Consider the following 21416-nt stretch of genomic DNA (forward strand, 5'->3'; position numbering starts at 1 on the left):
GAGGCTCCTGCCGTGTTGGGATCGACAGGAGGACCGACAGATGTGGAACCGACTGCAAGGTTTGATGGCCGAATTGCTGCCCGGCTGGGCGCGGGACCATGCCCTGCGCCGCGAGCGCCGCCGGGCGCTCCGCAATGCCGCTTACCCCGCCGCGGACGAGGCGACGGCGGCGCGCCCGGCCTCACGCGAGGAGCAGCGGCCGGAAGATCGCCGGCCGGGAACATAAGCGCGCCGCGCAAGCCTCAATAGACGAGGCCGGCTTCCTTGCAGGCCCGCAAGATGACGGAGGCCAGGTCGTCGCCTGTGCCGTCGCCTGTGTCGGCGTTGCTCCCTCCCTCTCCGCTCTCGCCTCCGTCTGCCGATGTGCCGGGCGGACGGGTGCCGCTGCCGCCTCCGTCCCCGGACGCAGCGCTTCCCTCGCCGGACGAGGCGAGCGCGTCGACCGACAGCGACAGGGCAGCGCGGTCGACGGGGTCGGCGGGTGCCTCTCCGGAGGGTTCGGCCGGGGCGGCCTCGCCTCGCGGCATCTGCTCGGCGGCAGGTGTCGCCGGCGATGCCTCGGGGGTTGCCGAACCGCGGGTGAAGGCGGCCGCCTGCTGCGCATCCGGTGCTGCCGCGGCAAGCGAGGCGCAGCGCTCAATCGCCGAGCGAACCTGGCCGCGATCCTCCGTGTCGACTTCATGCTCGCCGAGATAGAGCGTCTGCGCCGCCGCGGGAGCGGCCAGCAGCAGGGCGAGAGCGGGAACGCAGAGCGCCGGGACGGGAAACTTCCGGGTCATCGCATGACCTCACTTCTCCTCGAGATGTTCGCGCATGTCCTCGACCTCGCCGGCCGAGACGGGGCCGGCCTTTCGGTCCGAGACCGCGCGCAGATAGGTGACGACATCGGCCACCTGCTGGTCGGTCAGCTTCCAGGCGAAGCCCGGCATGGCGATCTGGCTCGGAACCGCCTCGGTCTGCTGCGCCCGCGCGCCGCCGAGGATGATGCGGATGACCGTCGCCGGATCTTCCGCCGTCAGCTTGTTGGAGCTTTCCAGCGAGGCGAAGATGTCGGGAACGCCCGAGCGGTCGGCCGAATGGCAGGCGGCGCAATTGTCGAAATAGATCGCCTCGCCGGTCTCGAGGCGCGCCTGCGCCGGGGCTTCGGCCTCCTCGCGCGGGGCATCGTCGAGGCTCTTGAGATAGACCGCGATCGCCATCAGGTCCTCGTCCCGCAGATGCTGGGTGGACAGGCCGACGACCTCGCCCATGCGCTGCATCGGCGCGGTGTGGCGCGAGCGCCCCTCGCCGAGGAAGCGGACGATGTCCTCCGCCTCCCAGTCGGCAAGGCCGCCGTTGACGCCGCCGCGAATATTGGGGGCGTACCAGTTGTCGAGGGTTCCCCCGCGCAGGTATTCGTCCTCCTTGTCGGCGCCCAGCAGGTTCTTGCCCGTGTGGCAGGCGCCGCAATGGGCCAGCGCATCGACGAGGTAGCGGCCGCGGTTCCACTCCTGCGACTGGTCCGGATCGACCGCGAAGTCCACCTTGTCGAAGAACAGCAGCTTCCAACCCGCCACCGACATGCGGATGCTGAGCGGGAAGGGCAGCGCGTTCTCCGGGATCTCCGCCGTCACCGGCTCCAGCGTGCGCAGATAGGCGAAGATCGCATCCGCGTCCTCGCGGGACATCTTGGTGAAGTGCGGATAGGGCATGGCCGGATAGAGATGCGACCCGTCCCGGCTGATCCCCTCGTTGAGCGCCCGGTAGAACTCGTCGCGGCTCCAGCCGCCGAGGCCCGTCGCCTCGTCCGGCGTCAGGTTGCTGGAATAGATCGTGCCGAACGGCGTCTCCAGCCCGCGCCCGCCGGCATAGCGTTTGCCGCCCTCCTCGATATTGGTGTGGCAGGCGACGCAGTCGCTGGCGGTCGCAAGGTAGCGGCCGCGCTCCACCTGCGAGAAGGAGAGTTCCTGCGCCATTGCCGCGGAAGCTATCCAAAGGCCCAGCGCGCCGGCGAACGTGCCCGCCAGCAAGGCATTGCGAAGCCGGCTCATGGGCGCACCAGGGGGCCGGGATCCGGCAGATACCGGTTGATGATGGCATCCACCGACCAGTAGGCCAGCGCGCCCACCGTGCCGGTCGGATTGTAGCCGGCGTTTTGCGGGAAGAGCCCGGCGCCGGTGACGAACAGGTTCGGCAGGTCCCAGCTCTGGCCGTAGCGGTTGACGACGCTGCTTGCCGGATCGGTCCCCATGATGGTGCCTCCCGTGTTGTGCGTGGTCTGATAGGGCTCGCTGTCGTAGGAGCCGCGGCGGGCGTTGACCTTCACATGCGCCCCGCCCATGCCGTGGGCGATCTCCTCGGCAACCGGCGTCAGGTGCTCGGTCAGGCGCCGGTCGTTGAGCGTGAAGTCGTAGGTCATCCGCAGGAGCGGGCGGCCCCACACGTCCTTGTAGGTCGGGTCGAGATCGAGATGGTTGCTGCGATGGGCCATCGACGAGCCGTGCACGCCGACGCTGGTCGTCTTCAGGAAGTTCTCCCGCACTGCCCGTTTCCAGGCCGAGCCCCAGCGCGGCACGTCCTCGGGCACCGGGTGGCTCTCGATCGGCCGGGCATTGGTGGTGCCGCAGGCGATATAGCCGCCGCCGATGAAGCCGAGCCCCGAATGGTCGAAATTGTCGCCATTATAGTCGTCGACGACCATGCCGAGCGCGCCCGCGCCGACGAAGCCGTTGGTGTATTCGTCCTCGAAGAACACCGTCGCCGAGGACATCACCTGGTAACAGTAGTTCTTGCCGACGACCCCTTCGCCGGTGCGCGGGTCGTAGGGCGTGCCGATCTCCGACAGGAGCAGCAGCCGCGTGTTCTGCAGCGGATAGGCACACAGGATGACGATGTCGGCGGGCTGGAACCAGACCTCGCCGCTGGTGTCCACATAGGTGACGCCGGTCGCATGCTTGCCGTCGGGCGTCTTTTCCACCGACAGCACCTCGGAATTGGTGCGCAGGCCGAAATTCGGCCGCTGCATCAGCACGGGAATGATCGTCGTCTGCGGCGAGGCCTTGGAATAGTTGCCGCAGCCGTGCTTTTCGCAGAAGCCGCAATAGGTGCAGGGGGCGAGCTGCATGCCGAGCGGATTGACATAGGCGCGCGACATGTTGGCGGAGGGGACGGGAAAGGGATTGAGCCCCAGCGCCCGCGCCGAGGCCGCGAACCGGTCCTGCGAGAAGGTCATGCGCATCGGCGGATTGGGATACTGGTCGCTGCGCATGCCCTCGAACGGGTTGCCGCCCTCGATTGTCTCGCCGTCGACGTTGCCGGCCTGGCCGCAAATGCCGCAGATCTTCTCGAAATAGTCGAAATGCGGCTCCAACTCCTCGTAGGTGACGCCGTAGTCCTGCACTGTCATGTCCGCGGGCAGCGGGCCGTAGCGCTCCTCGTTATGGCTGCGCGCGACGAAGTCGGAGGGAAGAAAGCGATAGGTCTGGCCGTTCCAGTGGACGCCGGCCCCGCCGACGCCGTTGCCGGGCAGGAACGAGCCCCAGCGCCGCATCGGCAGCGCCGTCTGGGCGCTGTTGTTGCGGAAGGTCAGGGTGTCCTGCGAGGCCTCCTGGAACATGCCGTGCCGCCAGTAGTAGCGCAGCTCGTCCTGGGCGAAGGTGGTGGCGAAGTCGGACGGCGTGTCGCGCCAGGGCCCGCGCTCCAGCGCCAGCACGTCGAGGCCGGCGGCCGTGAGCTTTTCGGCGAAGATCGCCCCGGTCCAGCCGAAGCCGACCAGAACCACATCGACGCGCGGAAGTTGCTTGGTCATGGGTCTCCCTCTGGCTGTTGGGTCAGGGTTGCGACCAGCCCGGACGCCCCTGCAGGCTGACGGGCTCGAGCGGAATGGCCGCGCCGTTGTGGCCGACGAAGTCGCGGTAGTCGTAGCGGGTGCCGGGAAAGCCGACATAGCGCCAGCCGATCATGTCGCGGTTGCCGCCGTAGATCGGGTCGGCGAAGAAGCCTTCGACGGTGTTTTCCAGGATGAGGTCGAAGAAGGTCTTGGCGGAGACGCGCTCGAACGCGATTTCCTCCTCGTCGAGCCCGGTGAGGACCGCGTCCTGGTCTTCCTCGGTCAGTTCGGCGAAGGGACCGCCCATCTGCGAGCGGCAATGCTCGTCGAGCTCGGCAAGGGCGAGGCGGTACAGCATCGCCGGCGGGTGTTCGCTCTGGTAGCCCTGCGTCGAGGTGCCTTCGGCGAAGGGGCCTTGCATGTACCAGTGCTGGGCCCGGCCGTAGAAGCCGGCCATCTGGCGGTCGATGAAGGTGACGACATCGGCCTCGCTCGCGCCCGGGCCGTCGTCGTCGCTGGGGATGAGCCTTGCGCAGATCGCCGCCACCGCCCGTCGCTCCTCGTGGCTGAAGAAGCGCTCGCTGCCGGTGCCGTAATACGGCACCTCCCCCGACATCGGCGACCAGGGCATGCCCGCCCCGCGCCCGTAGTCGGAGGCGAGGACGCGAGATGCCGCAAGGGCGGTGCCCGCCATCAGCATGAGTCTCAGTGTCTGTCTCCGCGTGTAGTGCGTCACGGTGCCCTCCGGGTTTCTGCCTGCCGAACAGGTTGGCCCGGCGGATGTTCCCGCGATCCCTGCCGTTTTTGCAGCACCCGTTGCGGATGCCGGTCGCAGGGATAGGCAAAACGCCGAGGGCCGCGACGTTGCCGCCGCGGCCCCCGAACCCTTGCGCAATCCTGCGCCCTGCCCGGTCAGCGCGTGTCCATGCCCGACCAGAACTCGTCGACCGGACCGCGGGACTTCTCCCGCGTGCCGGGGTTGCGGAACTCGGCCGGGTCGACGGTCGGCGCCTGCTCGAGTTCCTCCTGGCTGAGGGTCAGGACGATGGTCTCAAGGCCCGGCGTTGCATGCAGCCGCTCCCAGGGCACGGCCACATATTCCTCGCCAAGGCCGAGGAAGCCGCCGCGCGCGACCAGCACGTAGGAGACGCTGCCCGTCGCCGGGTCGAGCACCACGTCGTGAACGCTGCCGAGGGTCTCGTCGTCGATGTTGCGCACGTCGGTGCCGGTCAGATTGTCGATGCGATAGGACCGCATGCCCTCGACCTCGTCGATCGGCTGGGCAAGAGCCAGCTGCTCGCGGCGCCAGTCGGTCACTTCCGACGGCTCGACGCCGGCCGAAGTGAGCTGGCTCGTGTAGTCGTCATAGACCGCATCGAGCTGGCCGGCGACATAGTCGCAGCCCTCCTGCTCGCCGCGCTGGGAGAGGATATGGGCGGCGAAGTACAGCGTGCGGATCTGCTCGCGCGGGGAATAGGCGCCTTCTACCGTACCGCGCGGATCGCCGGCCATCGGCTGACGAACGCCGGTCGGCGAAGCGGGCGTCTCGGCGCCCGGCCGCGCGGCGCCGTCCGGCGCGGCAGTGGGCGTACCCACGGGCCGCGTGCCGTAGCCGGCGCCCCAGCCCGTCAGCCAGAACTGATCCTCGCGCATGCGCTCGGCCGACTGTTCCAGCCGCTCCTGGCACTGGCCCGCGACCTGGGCATTGGCCTGCCGGCCGGCCTGACCTGCGTTCTGGCCGGCCTTCTGATCCTGGCCCTGCTGGCGCATCTGCTGCTCCTGGCCTGCCGGCGCATTCCCCTGCTGGGCAAATGCTGCATGCGGCAGCAGCGACAGCGCGGTGGCGGCGAGCAGAACGCCGGCGGTCTTGGTTGCGTAGCGGGTCATTCGTTACCTCCTTCTTGGTGTGACTTTTCCCGGGGCACGGCATCGCCGCGCCGCCCGGTCTGCCCTGCCAACACCTGTCCCCCGGCGGATGTTCCGTTGCGCCCCGCCGGATCCTTGCAGCCGCAGATGCACGGACGCGGAGGGAACAATCCCTGCGGCGAGACGTTCGCACACCGCACCGTCCGGCGGTGACCAACACGAGAAAGGAAAACGCAATGGCCAAGGAAAAGACCCTCGAAGACCTGTTCCACGACACGCTCAAGGACATCTATTACGCCGAGCGCAAGATCCTGAAGACGCTGCCGAAGATGCAGCGGGCGGCGCAGTCCGACGATCTGAAGAAGGCCTTCGAGACGCATCGCGAGGAGACCGAAGGCCATGTCGAGCGCCTGCAGAAGGTGTTCGAGATCCTCGGCAAGGCCCCGCGCGGCAAGACCTGCGATGCCATCGAGGGCATCATCGCGGAAGGCGAGGAGATCATCGACGAGTTCAAGGGCACCCCTGCCCTCGATGCCGGTCTGATCTCGTCCGCGCAGGCGGTCGAGCACTACGAGATCACCCGCTACGGCACCCTGCACCGCTGGGCCAACGAGCTGGGTCTCAAGGATGCGGCCAAGCTGCTCCAGGACACCTTGAAGGAAGAGGCGAAGACCGACGAGAGCCTGACCAAGCTCGCCGACGCCTCGGCCAACGCGCGCGCCAAGGCGGCCTGACCGACCCCGGATCTGCCGGTCATCGGCCCGGCGGGCCTGTGATCGGCTCGCCGGCGAGACGAGCGGCTTTTCCCCTCCGCCATCCGGGGTGGGGAAGAAGATGCGCAAGGGGCGAGCGGCAGAGCCGCCGCCCCGCTCGCGCCGGGGCGGGTCGAGTTGGGTTGAGTTGGCGGGGGCCGGCCAGAAAGAGAGACGAATGTCGTTCTACAAGTTGTTTCTTCGGCTCGTGATCGTGATGGCGATCGCCGGTGCAGCCTATCTGCTCTACCGGACGCTGAGCCAGTATTCGCTCGCCGAGATCATGGACTCCGTCCGCGCCATTCCGGCCGCGTATCTTGCCCGCGCCTTCGCCTTTGCCGCAGCGTCCTATCTTTGCCTCACCTTTTTCGACTGGCTGGCCGTGCGCTATGCCGGCAAGCCGCTCGCTTGGCGCCGCACGGCGCTCGCCTCCTTCACTGCCCTGTCCATCGGCCACAATGTCGGGGTCGCGGCGCTGTCCAGCGGCGCCATCCGCTACCGCTTCTATGCGCGCTGGGGCCTTGGCGTCGGGGATGTCGCCAAGGTGATCCTGTTCTGCGGCATCACCGTCGGGCTGGGACTGGCGACGATGGGCGGCATCGCTCTCTTGCTCTATCCCTCGACGGCGGAAGGGCTGATGGGCGTCAACGGGCCGGAGCTGAAGGGCATGGCGATCGTCTGCCTGTCGCTGCCCCTGGCCTGGATCGTCCTCTCCGCCTTCGTGCGCGGCGAACTGTCGGTCCGCAAATGGTCGGTGAAACTGCCGCCGCTGCCGCTTGCCATCGGCCAGGTCGCAGCGGGCACGGCCAACTATGCCTGCGTCGCCGCCTGCCTGCACCAGCTGCTCGCGGCAACCTCGGAGGTCAACTATCTCGAGGTGGCGGCGATCTATGTGATCGGCATCCTCGCCTCGCTGATCAGCCACGTGCCGGGCGGGCTGGGCGTGCTGGAGGCAACCGTGCTCTATCTGCAGCCCGGCGCGGAAGCCGTCGGCGCGCTGCTCGTCTTCCGCCTGGTGTATTTCCTGGTGCCGCTGGCGCTCGGCCTGCCGACCCTGCTGGCGAGCGAGTATCTCCTGCGCCCGGCAGGCAAGCGGCAGCAGCGCGCGGAAACGCCGTCCGGGGCGACGCCTGCCGCCGACCGCCGGTCCTGATCCGCAATTTCGAAACGCAAGAGATCGGGCCGGCACGAACGGCCGGCCCGCACGCCTCACATGGCGTTGAGACGCAGCGCGATCTTGTTCAGCGCCTCGACCTTCGCCTCCGCGGAGCCGCCCGCATAGGCAGTCTCCAGCGTCTGCAGCAGATCGCGGAACTGCTCCAGCGCCTGGCCGGCGACGTCGAGCGTCAGCGGCTGGTCGTCATAGGCATCGACGAAAGCCTGGGCCGCGCGCGACACCAGCAGCCAGGCGACAGCATGCTCCGGCTCGCCGGCGATGCGGGCACGAGCCTCGCGCGCGCACGCCTCGAAGCTCCGCACGCTCGCGCTGTGCTCGGTCAGACCATTCGCAACCTCAATGAACATCACGCTCTCCCTTGAAGAAGATTTTTTGCCGGCTTGGCCGCCGGCCCTTACGACCTGCGGGCCGCGACCGTCCAGCGGACCGGCACCATGGGATCGAAAACCGTGACCGTGCCGTCGCCCGTCACCACCTTGTCCGGCACCGGGACCGGCGCCTCGCGCTTTTCCAGCACGAGTTGGCCCTCGTTCGGCGGCAGACGGTAGAAGGCCGGCCCGTTGAGCGAGGCGAAGGCCTCGAGCTTGTCGAGCGCGCCCTCCTCCTCGAAGACATGGGCAAGGCAGGCCATCGCGTTCGGCGCGGTGTAGATGCCGGCGCAGCCGCAGCCGCATTCCTTCGCCGGGTCCACATGCGGGGCCGAATCGGTGCCGAGGAAGAAGCGCGCATCGCCCGAGGTCGCCGCCTCGCGCAGCGCCAGCCGGTGCTCCTCGCGCTTGGCGACGGGCAGGCAGTAGTAGTGCGGGCGGATGCCGCCGGCGAAGATCGCATTGCGGTTGATCATCAGGTGATGAACCGTGATCGTCGCGGCGAGATCCTTCTCCTGCGAGCGCACATACTCGACGCCGTTGCGCGTCGTCACATGCTCCAGCACGACGCGCAGGCCCGGAACGCGCCGACGCAGCGGATCGAGCACCTTTTCCAGGAACACCGCCTCACGGTCGAAGATGTCGACGGAAGGGTCCGTCACTTCGCCGTGCACGCAGAGCGGCAGGCCGATCTCGGCCATGCGCTCCAGCACCGCGGTGACCTTGGAAAAGTCGCGCACGCCGCCATGCGAATTGGTGGTGGCTCCGGCCGGATAGAGCTTCACCGCCTTGACGAGACCGCTGCGGAAACCGGCCTCGACATCGTCCGCCTCGGTGCCTTCCGTCAGATAGAGCACCATCAGGGGCGTGAAGTCGTGCCCCTCGGGCAGGGCGGCGAGAATGCGCTGGCGATAGGCTTCCGCATGAGCGGTGGTGACCACCGGCGGCACCAGGTTCGGCATGATGATCGCACGCGCGAAGTCGGCGGAGCTGTGCGGCAGGACGCCGGCGAGCATCGCCCCGTCGCGCAGGTGGAGATGCCAGTCGTCGGGCGTCCGGATCGTCAGCTGTGTCATGGCGCAACCATAAGATATTGATGGACGATATCGGTGGCGGAAAGGAGATCGGGCAGCTCCATCGCCTCCTGCGGATTGTGCGAGCCGTTGCGATTGCGCACGAAGACCATGCCGGCCGGCACGCCGGCGGCCGAGAAGACCGCCGCATCGTGTCCGCCGCCGCTCGCCATCACGAACGGCTCCTGGCCGACTGTCTCCATGGCCTTGCTCAGGCGCGCGACGAGACCGGCATCGCACAGGGCGGGGGCAACGCGCAACTCCTCGTCGAGCTCGAAGCGCACTTTCCGGTCCCGCTCGATCTGCGCCATCTCCGTCTTCAGCAGGTCGCGCATCTCGTCCAGCACCCGCGCGCTCTGGCTGCGGATGTCGAGACTGAAGGACACCTGGTCGGGAATGCGCGTCATCGCGTGCTTTTCCGGGTCGGTGCCGACGATGCCGCTGGTCAGCACCAGATCGTCGCCCTTGGCGAGAATCGTTGCCCAGCTTTCGTCGAGCCGCACCAGGAGGTCGGCCATGGCCAGCACCGGATCGCGGCGGAAGGCACGCGGCACGGCGCCCGAATGGCCGGCCTCGCCGATGCAGCGCAGGGAGCGGTAGCGGATGTTGCCGCGAATGCCGGAGACCACGGCGGCCGGGACCGCCTTGCCGATCAGCAGCGGCCCCTGCTCGATATGCACCTCGAGATAGGCCTCGATCCGCGACAGGTCGATCAGCGGCTTGCCGGCGCGCACCGGCGCCATGTCGATGCCGATGGCTTCCATATGCGCATCGAGCGTGCGGCCGTCGCCCTTGTGGCGGGCGGCAAGGTCGGAGGCGGACAGCGTGCCGGTCAGCGCCTTGGAGCCGATATAGCACGGGCCGAACCAGGCGCTTTCCTCGCCGCGCATGGCAAGCACATGCACCGGGAAGGCGAACTTGCGCCCCTCGCGCCGCGCCCGCACCAGGCACAGCAGCCCGGCGACGACACCGGCGAGACCGTCGAAATTGCCGCCGAAGGGGACGCTGTCGACATGCGAGCCGATGACCGTGTAGCGCGCGGCCTCGCGGTCGCCCGGCAGGCAGAAATTGGCGTTGAGCCCGGCATCGTACCAGACCTCCAGCCCCTCGCGGCGGGCGAAGTCCTCCAGGAAGGACAGCGTCCTGGTCTCGATGTCGGAAAAGGCCGGACGGCTGACGCCTTCCACGTCCGGCGACATGCGCGCGATCTCGTCGAAGAGGAAGCCGGCAAGGCGCAGCTCCTCCGCGCGGTCGTAAGCCCCGGTCTTCCTCAGCGCGGTCACGGTGCCGCCTCCATGAACACGACGCCCTCCTTCTGCTCCTCGTCGATCAGCGTGCCGATCAGGTCGCGGACGGACGAGAGCTTCTCGCGCTCCAGATAGCTCTCCAGCTCGGCGATGACGGTGACCATCGCGGTCGGATTGATGAAGGTGGCGGTGCCCACCTGCACGGCGGTGGCACCGGCAATGAGGAACTCGATCACGTCCTCGGCGGTGGAGATGCCGCCGCAGCCGATCACCGGAATGGTCGTCGACTTGGCGCACTGATAGGCCATGCGCAGAGCGATGGGCTTCAGCGAGGGACCCGACAGGCCGCCCATCAGGTTGCCGAGCTTCGGCCGGCGGGTGCGGATGTCGATGGCCATGGCCAGCAACGTGTTGGCGACGACCAGCGCATCGGCGCCGCCTTCCTGCGCCGCGCGCGCCACTTCCGGCGTCTCGCCGGTGTTGGGCGTCAGCTTGGCCCACAGCGGCAGATGCGTCGCCGCACGCAGCTTCTGCATCACGTCGTAGGTCGAGGAGGGACGGATGGCGAAGGCCTTGCCGTCTTCCTCGATGTTCGGACAGGAGATGTTGACCTCGATGGCGGCAACGCCCTCCACCGTCACTTCCGAGCACAGGCGGGCGAACTCGTCCGCCGTGTTGCCGGAGATCGACACGACCAGCGGCGTCTCGTAGGCCTGGTAGAACGGCACCACCTTGTCGAGGAAGGCGCCGACGCCCTTGCTCGGGATGCCGATGGAATTGAGCATCGACGAGCCGACCTCGCACACGCGCGGCGTCGGGTTGCCGTCGCGCAGGCCCCTTGTGATCGTCTTGGTCACATGGGCGCCGAGGCACTCGATGTCGAAGACCTCGGCCAGTTCCTCCGAGAATGTCCCGGAGGCCGGCATGATCGGGTTCTTCAGCGTCAAGCTGCCGATGTCGACGGACAGGTCTACCATGGCATGGCCTCCTGGATATCGAAGACGGGTCCTTCGCGGCACACGCGCAGCTGCACGGTCTTGTCGCCCTTGCGGAACGGCCGGACGCAGCAGTGGCACATGCCCAGGCCACAGGCCATCTGCTGCTCCAGCGCGATCTCGCCCGGAATGCCGTGGCGCTTGCCGATGCGCTGCAACAGGGTCAGCAGGCGGTTGGAGCCGCAGGTGTAGAAGGCATCGATGCCGGGACCTGCGATCCTCTCCTCGATCACCTTTTCCAGGTTCTCGAGCGACGAGGTGCCTTCCGCGTCGGTGACCGGGATGATCTCGGCCCCCAGCTCGCGGAAATAGTCGATGGACATCAACAGGTCCGGATGGCGGGCGCTGCAGATCGCGGTCAGATGCCGGCCGAGGCGGTTGGCCTCCAGCGCCAGCGGCGCCAGCGTTGCAAGGCCGACGCCGCGGGCGACGAGAACCAGCCGCTGCCAGTCGTCGTCGATGCGGAAGCCCTGGCCGAGCGGGCCCATGACGTTGAGCGCATCGCCCGCGCCAAGCTGCGAAAGCGCCCGGGTGCCGGCGCCCGTAACCTTGTAGAGGAAGTGCAGCTCGCCGCGCTCGGGATAGAAGCCGTAGATGCTCATCGGCCGCCGCAGATAGGGCGTCTCGCCGCCGAGCGCCGGGCACAGCAGGTTGAAGAACTGGCCGGCCCGGCAGAGATCGAGCATCTCGCGCGGGGCCGCCAGGACGAGGCGCATGTACTCGCCGTTGACCGGGTCGTTGGAGAGCACATCGAGGTCCCGCTCGAAGACGACGGGCTGGGCCCGTCCGCCGGCAGCGGAAGCGGGTCTTGTCAGAACGCTGGTCATCCGAACACCAGATTGGGCAGGAAGGTGGAGATCGACGGGATGTAGGTGATGATCCCGAGCGCAACGAGGTTGGCGATCACGAAGGGCCAGATACCGGAAATGATCGTCATCACCGGCTTGCCGAGCGTCGAGGACGCCACGAACAGATCCAGCCCGAAGGGTGGCGTGATCATGCCGGCGGAGATGTTGAGCGTGACGATCATGCCGAAATGCACCGGGTCGATGCCCATCGCCATCGCCACCGGATAGAGCGGCGGCACGAGGATCAGCAGCGCCGAATTCGGATCGATGAACATGCCCGCGATCAGGAAGACGACGTTGACCACCAGCAGGAAGACGATCGGCCCGGCATCGACGGCGGCCAGGAACTCCAGGATCTGCCCGGGGATCTGCGCCAGCGTGATGAAGTAGGAGAGCAGGCCGCCGAGCGCCAGCAGGATGAAGATGATGGCGGTGGACACGGCCGCCCGCTCGGTCACCTTGAACAGCTTCGCCAGGGTCAGCTCGCGGAACACGACCATCTCCACGAAGATGGCGTAGACGACGCTGACGGCAGCGGCCTCGGTCGGGGTGAAGACGCCAGAATAGATGCCGCCGAGGATGATCGCCGGCATGCCGAGCGCCCAGCCGGAATGTACGACGGCACGCAGCCGGTCGCCCCAGGAGGTGCGCTCTCCGGCCGAAACCCCGGCGCGGCGCGCCTCGATGGCGACCATGATGGCGAAGACCAGGCCGAGCACCAGGCCGACGGCCATGCCGGCGACGAACAGGCGCGCGACCGAGGTGCCGGTCATCCAGCCGTAGATGATGAAGGTGATCGACGGCGGGATCAGCAGCGCCGTCTCGGCGCTGGAGGCGATGAGGCCGAGCGAGAACTTGTCGCTGAAGCCGGCCTTGCGCATTTCCGGATAGACCAGCCGGCCCATCGCCGCCACCGTCGCCGGCGCCGAGCCGGACACGGAGCCGAAGGCCATCGAGCCGCCGACGATGGTGTAGCCGATGCCGCCCTTGCGATGGCCGAGCAGCGACTGGACGAGGCTGGTGAGCCGGCGGGCGATCTGGCCCTCGCCCATCAGCTCCGCCGCCAGGATGAAGAAGGGGATGGCGAGCAGCGTCGAATGGTTGATGCCGCCGAGGATCTTCTGCACCACGACCGGATCCGGCAGGGAGCCGTAGAAGAACTGCTTGATCAAGAGGGCCGGCACGCCGAGCACGAGAAACATCTCGAAGCCCGCGATCAGCAGCACGACGGCCAGCGCAACGATGAGGAAGAGGAGAATCATGCCTCGTCGGCCTCCCGTGCCGGCGTGCGGTCGATCAACCCGAGGAAGCTCAGCAGGTAGCGCAGGGCAAGCAGCCCGAAGCCAACCAGGGGCGCGACATAGATCCAACCCATCTCGAGGCCCAGCGTCGGGCTTCTCTGGCCGGAGCCGAAGACGAACAGCGTCATCTTCCAGGCGAGCCAGACGAGATAGAGCGAAAAGAGGAAGCCGACGGCATCAATGATGCGCTGGACCGGCAGGCGGGTCGCCTCGGCGATGCGGGACCGCCAGGTATCGACGGCGACGTGCCGGCCGATCTCGAGCGCGTAGCCGAGGGCGAGGAAGACCAGGTAGAGGTTCATCAACCGGACCGCCTCCTCGATCCAGCCGAGGCTGGAGGCAAGGGGACTGCCCGAGGCGCGAACCAGGACATTGACGAAGTAGAGCCCCGCCATCGTCAGAAAAATCGAAACGAGTGCGCACCGTTCGACGGTGCGCAGGACCGAAAGAGCGCTGCGCATAGAGTTGCTCCAGACATCCGCCGCAAGGGCCATCCCGTCCGCCGCCGGACGGTGGTCAGGATGAAGATCGCGGGCGCGGTCCGAGCCGCGCGGACAATCAAGTCGGGACGCACACCGTCCGCCACGAATGCGGGCCGGGACGAAACCACCCGCCGCAGGACGACGGTCAAGGCGCCTGCAGGCATCAGGCACTGCAGGTAAAGAGCCTGCGGGCGCGGTCCGGGCCGCGCCCGCGGGCACCGCCGACGATTACTTGGTAATCGTAGCGTATTCCTGCTCGTACAGGTTCACCAGCTCGAGGCCTTCCTCGCCGGCGCCCTGGATGTAGGCGTTACGGGCAGCCGGGTACATGGTCTCGCGGAACGCGGCCTTCTCCTCGGCGGAGAGCTCGCGCACCTCGACGCCGGCAGCCTTGATCTCTTCCAGCGAGGAGGCGACCGAGGCCTTCTTGTGGGCGATCAGGTCCGGGACGACCTCGGCGAAGGCGTCGGTGATGATGGTGCGGTACTCTTCCGGAAGGCTCGCCCAGAAGGTCGGGTTGAAGAGGATCACGTCCTCCATCGCGCCGTGGTTGGAGAGCACGAGGTACTTCTGCACCTCGTAGAACTTCATGGCGCGGATGGTGTCGAGCGGGTTCTCCTGGGCATCGACGACGCCGGTCTGCAGCGAGGTGTAGAGCTCGCCGAAGGGCAGCGCGATGGCGGAAGCGCCGACGGACTTGAACTGCTCGATCAGGATGCTGGAATCCATCACGCGGAACTTCTGGCCCGAGAAGTCTTCCATGGAGGCCAGCGGCTTGCTGGAGGAGAAGTTCTTCCGGCCGTTCGGCCAGAGCATCAGGCACTCGACGCCGCGGCTCTCGAAGGACTCGCACAGCGCCTTGCCGAAGGTGCCCGAGCGCAGCTCCTGCGCCTTGGCATCGTCTTCCGGCAGCAGGAAGGGAATGTCGAGGATCGACACGACCGGGTTGAAGCCGCCGAGGAAGGCAGCCGGAGCGACGGTCGCCTCGAGCGAGCCGAGCTGCACGCCCTCGGTCATCTCGCGCTGCTGGCCGAGCTGGCCCTGCGGGAAGATCTGGAACTCGACGGCGCCGTTGGTGCGCTCGGCGACCAGTGCCGCAACCTTTTCAAGGTGCACGTGGCGGGACTGCTGGGTCGACTCCAGATGGCCGATCTTGGCGACGAAATCCGCCGCGAAGGCACCGGTCGAGAAGGCGACACCGGCAACGGCGAGAACGGCCGTTGCGGCCAGTTTGCGAACAGTATGTGTCATAGGGCTCCACCTCTAAGGCTAACAGGCACTGGATACGCTTTTGTTTCTTGGCGCGATACAGGCGCGGAAGTGAATAGCGTATTGAGCGATCCGGATGCTGTCAACGACTCATCTCAAAAATGAGACAATTGGACAATTCGTCCAAGAACTGATTATCATGCTCGGAATTGAACACTGCAACGGTCATCCGGCCTCGCGCCGGCATCGCCTGCTCCCAGCCCACGGGACACCCTTTTGACCCAGGACGACGACGCCATCCGTTTCAGCGATATCGGCGCGAGGCTGAGGGCCTATCGCCTCGGCAAGGGACTGACGCCGGAGGCGCTGGCGGAGAAGCTCGGCATTTCCCGTGCCGCCCTCTACCGGGCCGAAAAGGGCGAGATCCGCAAGATCGAGATGCTGACCTCCATCGCCGACGAACTCGGCGTGTCGCTGCCGAGCCTCCTCGGCGTCGGCGTGGAATATGTCAGCACCTCCATCGGCTTCTTCGAGCGCATGCGCCAGCTGGAGGACGAGTGCCAGCAGATCATCGGCCTGTTCAGCCCGATGTCCTACCTGCTCACCTCCGACGGCTACGACGAGATCCTCAAGGAGGTGCTGCTCGAATCGATTCCCGAAGGCACGGACCCTGCGGGCGAGGCCGCCGAAGCGGTGGAACGGCTGCTGGAGATCCTGCACGCCCGAAAGGACGCCTTCCGCCTGCGCCGGCCGCTGATCGTCAGCCTGATCTCCTCGGCCGACCTGGAGCGGTTCCTGCTGCACGGGCTGATCGGCCGGCACGACCTGTCGCCGGAGACGACCGACCATCGCCGGCTGATGGCGCGGCGCGAGGCGGAGTATCTGCTGTCGATGCTGCGCGACCAGCCCATCGGCATCCAGATCGGCATCGTGCGCGGCCCGGTGCCGGCAACGAGCTTCCAGATCTTCCGCCAGACCAACCGCTCGGTGCTGGCGATCAGCCCATTCCGGCTCGGCGAACAGCCGAATGTGCGCCTCGGCGTTGCGCTGATCACCTCGGCCGCCGAGGCGATGACGCTGCACGAATCCATCGCCGAACGCCTGTGGGGCGACGCGCTCAAGGGCGCCGAGGCAATCGCCTATCTGGAAGCGATGATCGAGAAATACGCGATCGCGGAGACGCCCGGCGCGAAGTGAGGCCGCCGCGGCCTCGCTGAGGGCGGGGCCAAGGCAGCGTCAGGGCAGCGCCAAGGCGGACAGCGCCTCCAGGCATTCCTCGTCCGAGCGCCGCTTGCCCTTCTGCCGCGCCGAAGGGCCGGCCTGCAGCCCGTTCTCCGGCAGGGCGAGCGAGCGGTTGATCACCAGGATATGCTCGCGCAGCAGGGCGTGGGCCGCCTCGAATTCGCGCCGCACGATGAGGTCGCGCATCTCCACATGCTCGGAGAAGGACCGGCTCCAGAAGTTGCCCTCGCCCGACTGCAACCTTGCGCGCAGCGCCTCCAGCGCCGTCGCGGTGAGGTCGTAGGCCTTTTCCAGGTAGCGGTTGCCGGCGGTCTGCAGAATGACCCGATGATAGGCGCTGTCGGCGCGGCTGTAGAGCCACCACTCGCCCACGTCGATGGCGTGCTGCATCTGGGAGATCGCCCCGTTCAGCCGGTGCACGAGGGTCTCGGGATCGCGCGCCAGCGCGTCCTGCAGCGCTTCGCGCTCCAGCATCGCGCGAAAGCGGCTCATCTCCGCAACGTCCTGGCGCGAGGGCGTCACCACATAGGTGCCGGCCTGCGGCACGATGGTGACGAGCCCCATGTCGCGCAGGTCCATGAAGGCCGCGCGCACCGGCGCCTTGCTCATGCCAAGGGCCCGCGCGATCTGCTCTTCCGACAGCCGTTCGCCGAACTCGAACCGGCCCGACACGATGGCATCGCGCAGCCGCTCGCAGGCCTCCTGAGTGAGTGACAAGACGCTCTCCTTCCCGGTCCGGTCGTGTTCCATCGCGGACGAACAAGCCTGAAATCACCTGAATTCCGGACTTTTTCAAGCGCGATAAAAACCGTTTGACATTCCATGAAATTCTAGAATTCTAGAATGGAAACGTCAATGACCAATCGCGTCTCGAGAACTCCAAGAGGTTCCCCATGTCCCGCCTTCGCCTGTTGACCCCCGACGCCCAGTACCCGGACGACGCCCTGATCGAAAGGGCGACGGCGGGCGAGGAGGTCGACTGGGACATCCACCGGGAGCGCAGCTTCGACCGGCTGCCCGATGCGGTGCTGCGCGGCTGCGACGCGATGGTGGTCTGGCACGAAATGCCGGTGACACGCGAGATGATCGCCCGGCTGGAGCGCTGCCGCATCATCGTGCGGGCCGGCGTCGGCTTCGACCATATCGACCTGGACGCGGCCGCCGCCGCCGGCATTCCGGTCTGCAACACCCCCGACTACGGCACCAGCGAGGTGGCCGACCACGCCATCGCCCTGATGCTGACCCTGCGCCGCGGCATCGGCTCCTATCACCGCAACCTGATGGCCTCGCCGCAGGAGGGCTTCGACCACGCCCGCGCTCCGCTGCTCGCCCGGCTGAGGGGCAAGACCTTCGGCGTCGTCGGGCTGGGCCGCATCGGCATCGCCGCGGCGCTGCGGGCCAAGGCCTTCGGCATGCGCGTGCTCGCCTATGACCCGCTGGTCTCGCGCGGCACGGAGATCGCCGCCGGCGTCGACCGCTGCGACCGGCTGGAGGAGCTGCTGGCGCAGGCGGACGTGGTCAGCCTGCACTGCCCGCTGACCCCGCAGACGCTGAAGATGATCAACGCGGAGCGGCTGGCGCAGATGCAGCCGCATGCGGTGCTGATCAACACCGCCCGCGGCGCCATCATCGACATGGATGCGCTGCTGGAGGCCCTGCGCAACGGCACCATCGCGGGAGCGGGGATCGACGTGCTGCCGGTCGAGCCGCCCTCGCCTGCGGACGCCATCGCCCGCGCCTATGCGAACGGCGCCGACCCAATCGTCGGCGAGCGCCTGTTCGTCACCCCGCATGCCGCCTGGTCCAGCCCGGAAAGCGTTGCCGACGCCCGCCGCCTGTCGGTGGAGACGGCCATGCAGTTCCTGCGCGAGGGACGGCTGCGCAACCTGGTGAATTCGCCGGTCGCGACCCCGCTGAGCGGCGTCGCCTGACGTGGCAGACTTCGCGGGAAACACCTGCGACACGATCCAAGGACATGGGATCAGACAAACATGTCCGCCCCTGGGAGGAAGACCATGAGAAAGACGCTTGCAACCGCCATCCTGGCCACCGGCATGCTGGCCGGCACCGGCGCCCTGGCGCAGGAGTTCGAGTTCACGTTCCAGTCGGTCGACCCGGCCGGCAACCCGAACTTCGCCATCCAGCAGGCCTGGACCGAGCGGGTGAAGGAAATGTCGGGCGGCCGCCTCGTCATCGAGCTGCTGCCGGTCGGCGCCGTGGTCGAGTACAACGAGACCCAGGACGCCGTCGGCTCCGGCATTCTCGACGGCCACATCACCGATGTCAGCTACTTCTCCGGCAAGGACCCGGCCTTCGGCCTGATCGCCAACCCGATCGGCGCCTGGTCGTCGCCCGACGAGATGTTCCGCTTCATCAACTATGGCGGCGGCCATGAGCTGATGAACGAGCTGGAAGGCCCTTATGGCCTGCGCTTCATCGGCGCCACCACGACGGGCCTGGAGGGCTTCGTCTCCGCCCGTCCGCTCGACGGCGTCGACGACCTCAAGGGCCTGAAGGTCCGCGCTCCGGAAGGCCTGATCCAGGAAGTCTTCGCCGCCGCCGGCGCGGTGCCGGTGAACCTTCCCTATTCGGAGGTCTATACCGCGCTCGACAAGGGCGTGATCGATGCCGCGGACTCCACCGTGTTCTCGACCAACCACCAGCAGGGCCTGCACAAGGTCGCCCCGCATCCGGTCTATCCCGGCTTCCACTCCATGCCGCTGGTCGAGGTGTCGATGAACCTCGACAAGTGGAACGCCCTGCCGGCCGACCTGCAGGCGATCCTCACCGTCTCGGTCCGCGACTTCGCGCAGGATTCGGTCGCGATCCTGTCGATGAACGACCTGAAGACCTATGCGGAAGCCAGTGCCGATCCGAACATCACCGTCCACAACTGGCCGGCGGACGAGCGAGCCCGGTTCCGCACCATCGCCATGGACCAGTGGGCCAAGATCGCCGACCGTTCGGACAATGCCCGCAAGGTCTACGACACGCTGACCGCTTACCTGAAGAGCCAGGGCATGCTGAACTGAGCCAGGCCTGAATATCCCGGGCGCATCCCCTGCGCCCGGGCCTTTTTGCCGAAGAACGCCCGACAGCACCGCGCCCCAGACCGGAGTGGCTCCCCATGTCCGAAGCCCCGGACCCGCGTCCAGACATCGCCGGCATCGCCAACGCCCCCGCAAGGCGGCTCGAACACCTGCCGGAAGCCGGGCGGCTCGGCTGGGCCATCACCCGGATCGCACGCCTCTTCGCCATCGGCATCATCGTTGCGATGGCCGTGCTCGTGGTGGAGATCTTCCTGCGCTACGTCTTCAACTCGCCGACCACCTGGGCGCACGAAACGACGACCTTTCTCAGCGCCCTCACCTTCATCTTCGGCGGCCTCTACTGCGTGGCGCGCAACAGCCATATCCGCGTCGTGCTGATCTACGACCTCGTCGGCGCGCGCCTGCGCAACCTGCTCGACGTGCTGATCTCCCTCGCCTGCCTCGGCGCCAGCCTGTTCTTCGCCTGGGCCGCCTGGCTGATGGCGCGGAAGGCGGTCTATCGCCCCGACGGCAGCTTCGCGCTGGAAACCAGCGGCAGCGCCTGGAACTCGCCCGCCCCGGCGGTGCTGAAGGTGTTCCTGTTCGTCGTCCTGGTGACGATGAGCCTGCAGTTCCTGGTCCTCACCTTCAATTACCTGCGCGGCCTCGCAAGGCCTGAGAGGCACGACGATGCTTGACCTTCTCGACCTCGGCCTGAACCTGAAGGCGCTCGGCATCGAATACGGCACGCTGGTCCTGTTCGCCCTGCTGGTGGCCCTGCTGCTCACCGGCATGCCGCTGGCGCTGGTCACCCTGCTGGTGGCGCTGGTCTTCGCCATCGGCTGGTTCGGCCCCAATGCGGTGCCGCTGATCACCAGCCGCGTCTATTCCTTCGTCTCCTCCTTCGTCTTCGTCTCCGTGCCGATGTTCGTGCTGATGGCGGCGATCCTCGACCGCTCCGGCATCGCCCGCGACCTGTTCGACGCCATGAAGCTGGTCGGCGGGCGCCTGCGCGGCGGCGTCGCGGTGCAGACCGTCTTCGTCGCGGTGATCCTGGCGGCGATGAGCGGCATCATCGGCGGCGAGATCGTGCTGCTCGGCCTCGTCGCGCTGCCGCAGATGCTGCGCCTGGGCTACGACCGCCGGCTCGCCATCGGCGTCGTGTGCGCCGGCGGCTCGCTCGGCACCATGGTGCCGCCCTCCATCGTGCTGATCATCTACGGCCTGACCGCAAACGTGTCCGTCGGCGAGCTGTTCACCGCCGCCTTCGTGCCGGGCTTCATGCTGGCCGGGCTCTATATCGGCTACATCCTGTTCCGCTCCTACACCGATCCCGCAGTCGCCCCGCCGCCGCCGGAAGACCGCCCGTCCCTGTCGGAGATGCTGCCGCTGCTGAAAGGTCTGATCCTGCCCGTTCTCGTCGTGTCGGTGGTGCTCGGCTCGATCTACGGCGGCATCGCCTCGGTGACGGAGGCCTCGGCCATCGGCGTTGCCGGCGTCATCGTCTCGACGATCCTGCGGCGCGAGTTCTCCTTCTCCATGCTGCTCGACGCGGCCATGCACACGCTGGCCACCGTCGGCATGATCATGTGGATCGGCATCGGCGCCAGCGCGCTGGTCGGCGTCTACAACCTGATGGGCGGCATCCGCTTCATCTCCTCGCTGATCACCGGCGTCTCGGACTCGCCCACCGTCATCATCCTGCTGATGATGGGCATCCTCTTCGTGCTGGGCATGTTCCTGGACTGGGTCGGCATCGCGCTGCTGACCATGCCGATCTTCGTGCCGATCGTGATCGGCCTCGGCTACGACCCGGTCTGGTTCGGCGTGCTCTTCGCCATGAACATGCAGGTGTCTTTCCTGACGCCGCCCTTCGGACCGGCCGCCTTCTACCTCAAGAGCGTGACGCCGCCGGAGATAACGCTCGGCGAGATCTTCCGCTCGCTGGTGCCCTTCATCTGCCTGCAGGTCCTGGCAGTGGCGATCCTGATCCTCTTCCCCGGCATCGCCCTCTACTGA

22 protein-coding genes are annotated in these 21416 nt (G+C 67.4%); 8 read left to right on the forward strand and 14 right to left on the reverse strand.

Going from position 1 to position 21416, the window contains the following annotated elements; translation table 11 throughout:
- Window positions 1-40 precede the first annotated feature (40 nt).
- Entirely contained in the window at window positions 41-226 is a 186-nt protein-coding gene (locus GH266_RS08990; protein WP_158193600.1) for a hypothetical protein, read from the forward strand.
- Window positions 227-242: 16 nt separating this feature from the next.
- Here GH266_RS08990 and GH266_RS08995 read toward each other — a convergent pair whose 3' ends face one another.
- The 5 genes from GH266_RS08995 to GH266_RS09015 form a co-directional block, all read right to left on the reverse strand.
- Window positions 243-779 (reverse strand): hypothetical protein, encoded by a 537-nt coding sequence (locus GH266_RS08995; protein WP_158193601.1) that lies wholly within the window; start codon window positions 777-779, stop codon window positions 243-245.
- Window positions 780-788: 9 nt separating this feature from the next.
- Window positions 789-2030 carry a cytochrome c gene (locus GH266_RS09000; RefSeq protein WP_158193602.1) on the reverse strand — a complete coding sequence of 414 codons (1242 nt, stop codon included), beginning with the start codon at window positions 2028-2030 and terminating at the stop codon, window positions 789-791.
- On the reverse strand, window positions 2027-3787 hold the full coding sequence (locus tag GH266_RS09005) for a GMC family oxidoreductase (RefSeq protein WP_158193603.1): 1761 nt from the start codon (window positions 3785-3787) through the stop codon (window positions 2027-2029). The genes GH266_RS09000 and GH266_RS09005 overlap by 4 nt, the downstream gene beginning before the upstream one ends.
- Before the next feature lie 22 nt (window positions 3788-3809).
- The gene (locus GH266_RS09010; RefSeq protein WP_158193604.1) at window positions 3810-4502 is read right to left on the reverse strand and encodes a gluconate 2-dehydrogenase subunit 3 family protein; all 693 of its coding nucleotides are present in this window, start codon (window positions 4500-4502) and stop codon (window positions 3810-3812) included.
- 218 nt (window positions 4503-4720) lie between these two features.
- Entirely contained in the window at window positions 4721-5695 is a 975-nt protein-coding gene (locus GH266_RS09015; RefSeq protein ID WP_158193605.1) for a PRC-barrel domain-containing protein, read from the reverse strand.
- Window positions 5696-5910: 215 nt separating this feature from the next.
- Here GH266_RS09015 and GH266_RS09020 point away from each other — a divergent pair, with 215 nt between their 5' ends.
- Window positions 5911-6408: a YciE/YciF ferroxidase family protein gene (locus GH266_RS09020; RefSeq protein WP_158193606.1), complete on the forward strand. Its 498-nt coding sequence runs from the start codon at window positions 5911-5913 to the stop codon at window positions 6406-6408.
- A 196-nt stretch (window positions 6409-6604) separates the two neighbouring features.
- Window positions 6605-7579 (forward strand): lysylphosphatidylglycerol synthase domain-containing protein, encoded by a 975-nt coding sequence (locus GH266_RS09025; protein ID WP_158193607.1) that lies wholly within the window; start codon window positions 6605-6607, stop codon window positions 7577-7579.
- A 56-nt stretch (window positions 7580-7635) separates the two neighbouring features.
- Here the strand turns inward: GH266_RS09025 and GH266_RS09030 are convergent, their stop codons facing one another.
- The 8 genes from GH266_RS09030 to GH266_RS09065 all read right to left on the reverse strand — a co-directional run bounded on the left by GH266_RS09030 (window position 7636) and on the right by GH266_RS09065 (window position 15168).
- Window positions 7636-7950: a hypothetical protein gene (locus GH266_RS09030; protein ID WP_158193608.1), complete on the reverse strand. Its 315-nt coding sequence runs from the start codon at window positions 7948-7950 to the stop codon at window positions 7636-7638.
- Between the two features lie 47 nt (window positions 7951-7997).
- Window positions 7998-9047, reverse strand: a complete 1050-nt coding sequence (gene pyrC, locus GH266_RS09035) for a dihydroorotase (protein WP_158193609.1) — start codon at window positions 9045-9047, stop codon at window positions 7998-8000.
- The gene (locus tag GH266_RS09040; RefSeq protein WP_199270487.1) at window positions 9044-10327 is read right to left on the reverse strand and encodes a Zn-dependent hydrolase; all 1284 of its coding nucleotides are present in this window, start codon (window positions 10325-10327) and stop codon (window positions 9044-9046) included. The genes pyrC and GH266_RS09040 overlap by 4 nt, the downstream gene beginning before the upstream one ends.
- Window positions 10324-11268, reverse strand: coding sequence for a dihydroorotate dehydrogenase (locus GH266_RS09045; protein WP_158193610.1), 945 nt, complete (start codon window positions 11266-11268; stop codon window positions 10324-10326). The genes GH266_RS09040 and GH266_RS09045 overlap by 4 nt, the downstream gene beginning before the upstream one ends.
- On the reverse strand, window positions 11262-12113 hold the full coding sequence (locus GH266_RS09050; protein WP_158193611.1) for a dihydroorotate dehydrogenase electron transfer subunit: 852 nt from the start codon (window positions 12111-12113) through the stop codon (window positions 11262-11264). Before GH266_RS09050 ends, GH266_RS09045 begins: the two co-directional genes overlap by 7 nt.
- Window positions 12110-13396, reverse strand: a complete 1287-nt coding sequence (locus GH266_RS09055) for a TRAP transporter large permease (RefSeq protein ID WP_158193612.1) — start codon at window positions 13394-13396, stop codon at window positions 12110-12112. Before GH266_RS09055 ends, GH266_RS09050 begins: the two co-directional genes overlap by 4 nt.
- Window positions 13393-13896 carry a TRAP transporter small permease gene (locus GH266_RS09060; protein ID WP_158193613.1) on the reverse strand — a complete coding sequence of 168 codons (504 nt, stop codon included), beginning with the start codon at window positions 13894-13896 and terminating at the stop codon, window positions 13393-13395. Before GH266_RS09060 ends, GH266_RS09055 begins: the two co-directional genes overlap by 4 nt.
- Before the next feature lie 249 nt (window positions 13897-14145).
- A complete protein-coding gene (locus GH266_RS09065) occupies window positions 14146-15168 on the reverse strand; it encodes a TRAP transporter substrate-binding protein (RefSeq protein ID WP_158193614.1) in 1023 nt (340 codons plus the stop codon).
- 234 nt (window positions 15169-15402) lie between these two features.
- Between GH266_RS09065 and GH266_RS09070 the strand changes: the two genes are divergently transcribed.
- Window positions 15403-16323: a helix-turn-helix domain-containing protein gene (locus tag GH266_RS09070; protein ID WP_158193615.1), complete on the forward strand. Its 921-nt coding sequence runs from the start codon at window positions 15403-15405 to the stop codon at window positions 16321-16323.
- A 39-nt stretch (window positions 16324-16362) separates the two neighbouring features.
- On the opposite strand, the gene GH266_RS09075 is transcribed toward GH266_RS09070, so the two are convergent.
- Window positions 16363-17085 carry a GntR family transcriptional regulator gene (locus GH266_RS09075; protein ID WP_158193616.1) on the reverse strand — a complete coding sequence of 241 codons (723 nt, stop codon included), beginning with the start codon at window positions 17083-17085 and terminating at the stop codon, window positions 16363-16365.
- A 176-nt stretch (window positions 17086-17261) separates the two neighbouring features.
- Between GH266_RS09075 and GH266_RS09080 the strand changes: the two genes are divergently transcribed.
- From GH266_RS09080 to GH266_RS09095, 4 genes are all read left to right on the forward strand, one after another.
- On the forward strand, window positions 17262-18299 hold the full coding sequence (locus GH266_RS09080) for a C-terminal binding protein (RefSeq protein WP_158193617.1): 1038 nt from the start codon (window positions 17262-17264) through the stop codon (window positions 18297-18299).
- Window positions 18300-18383: 84 nt separating this feature from the next.
- Window positions 18384-19400, forward strand: a complete 1017-nt coding sequence (locus GH266_RS09085) for a TRAP transporter substrate-binding protein (protein ID WP_158193618.1) — start codon at window positions 18384-18386, stop codon at window positions 19398-19400.
- 95 nt (window positions 19401-19495) lie between these two features.
- Entirely contained in the window at window positions 19496-20095 is a 600-nt protein-coding gene (locus GH266_RS09090) for a TRAP transporter small permease subunit (protein WP_158193619.1), read from the forward strand.
- A complete protein-coding gene (locus tag GH266_RS09095) occupies window positions 20088-21416 on the forward strand; it encodes a TRAP transporter large permease (RefSeq protein ID WP_158193620.1) in 1329 nt (442 codons plus the stop codon). Before GH266_RS09090 ends, GH266_RS09095 begins: the two co-directional genes overlap by 8 nt.

The sequence above is a fragment of the Stappia indica genome, from assembly GCF_009789575.1.
Classification (GTDB): domain Bacteria; phylum Pseudomonadota; class Alphaproteobacteria; order Rhizobiales; family Stappiaceae; genus Stappia; species Stappia indica_A.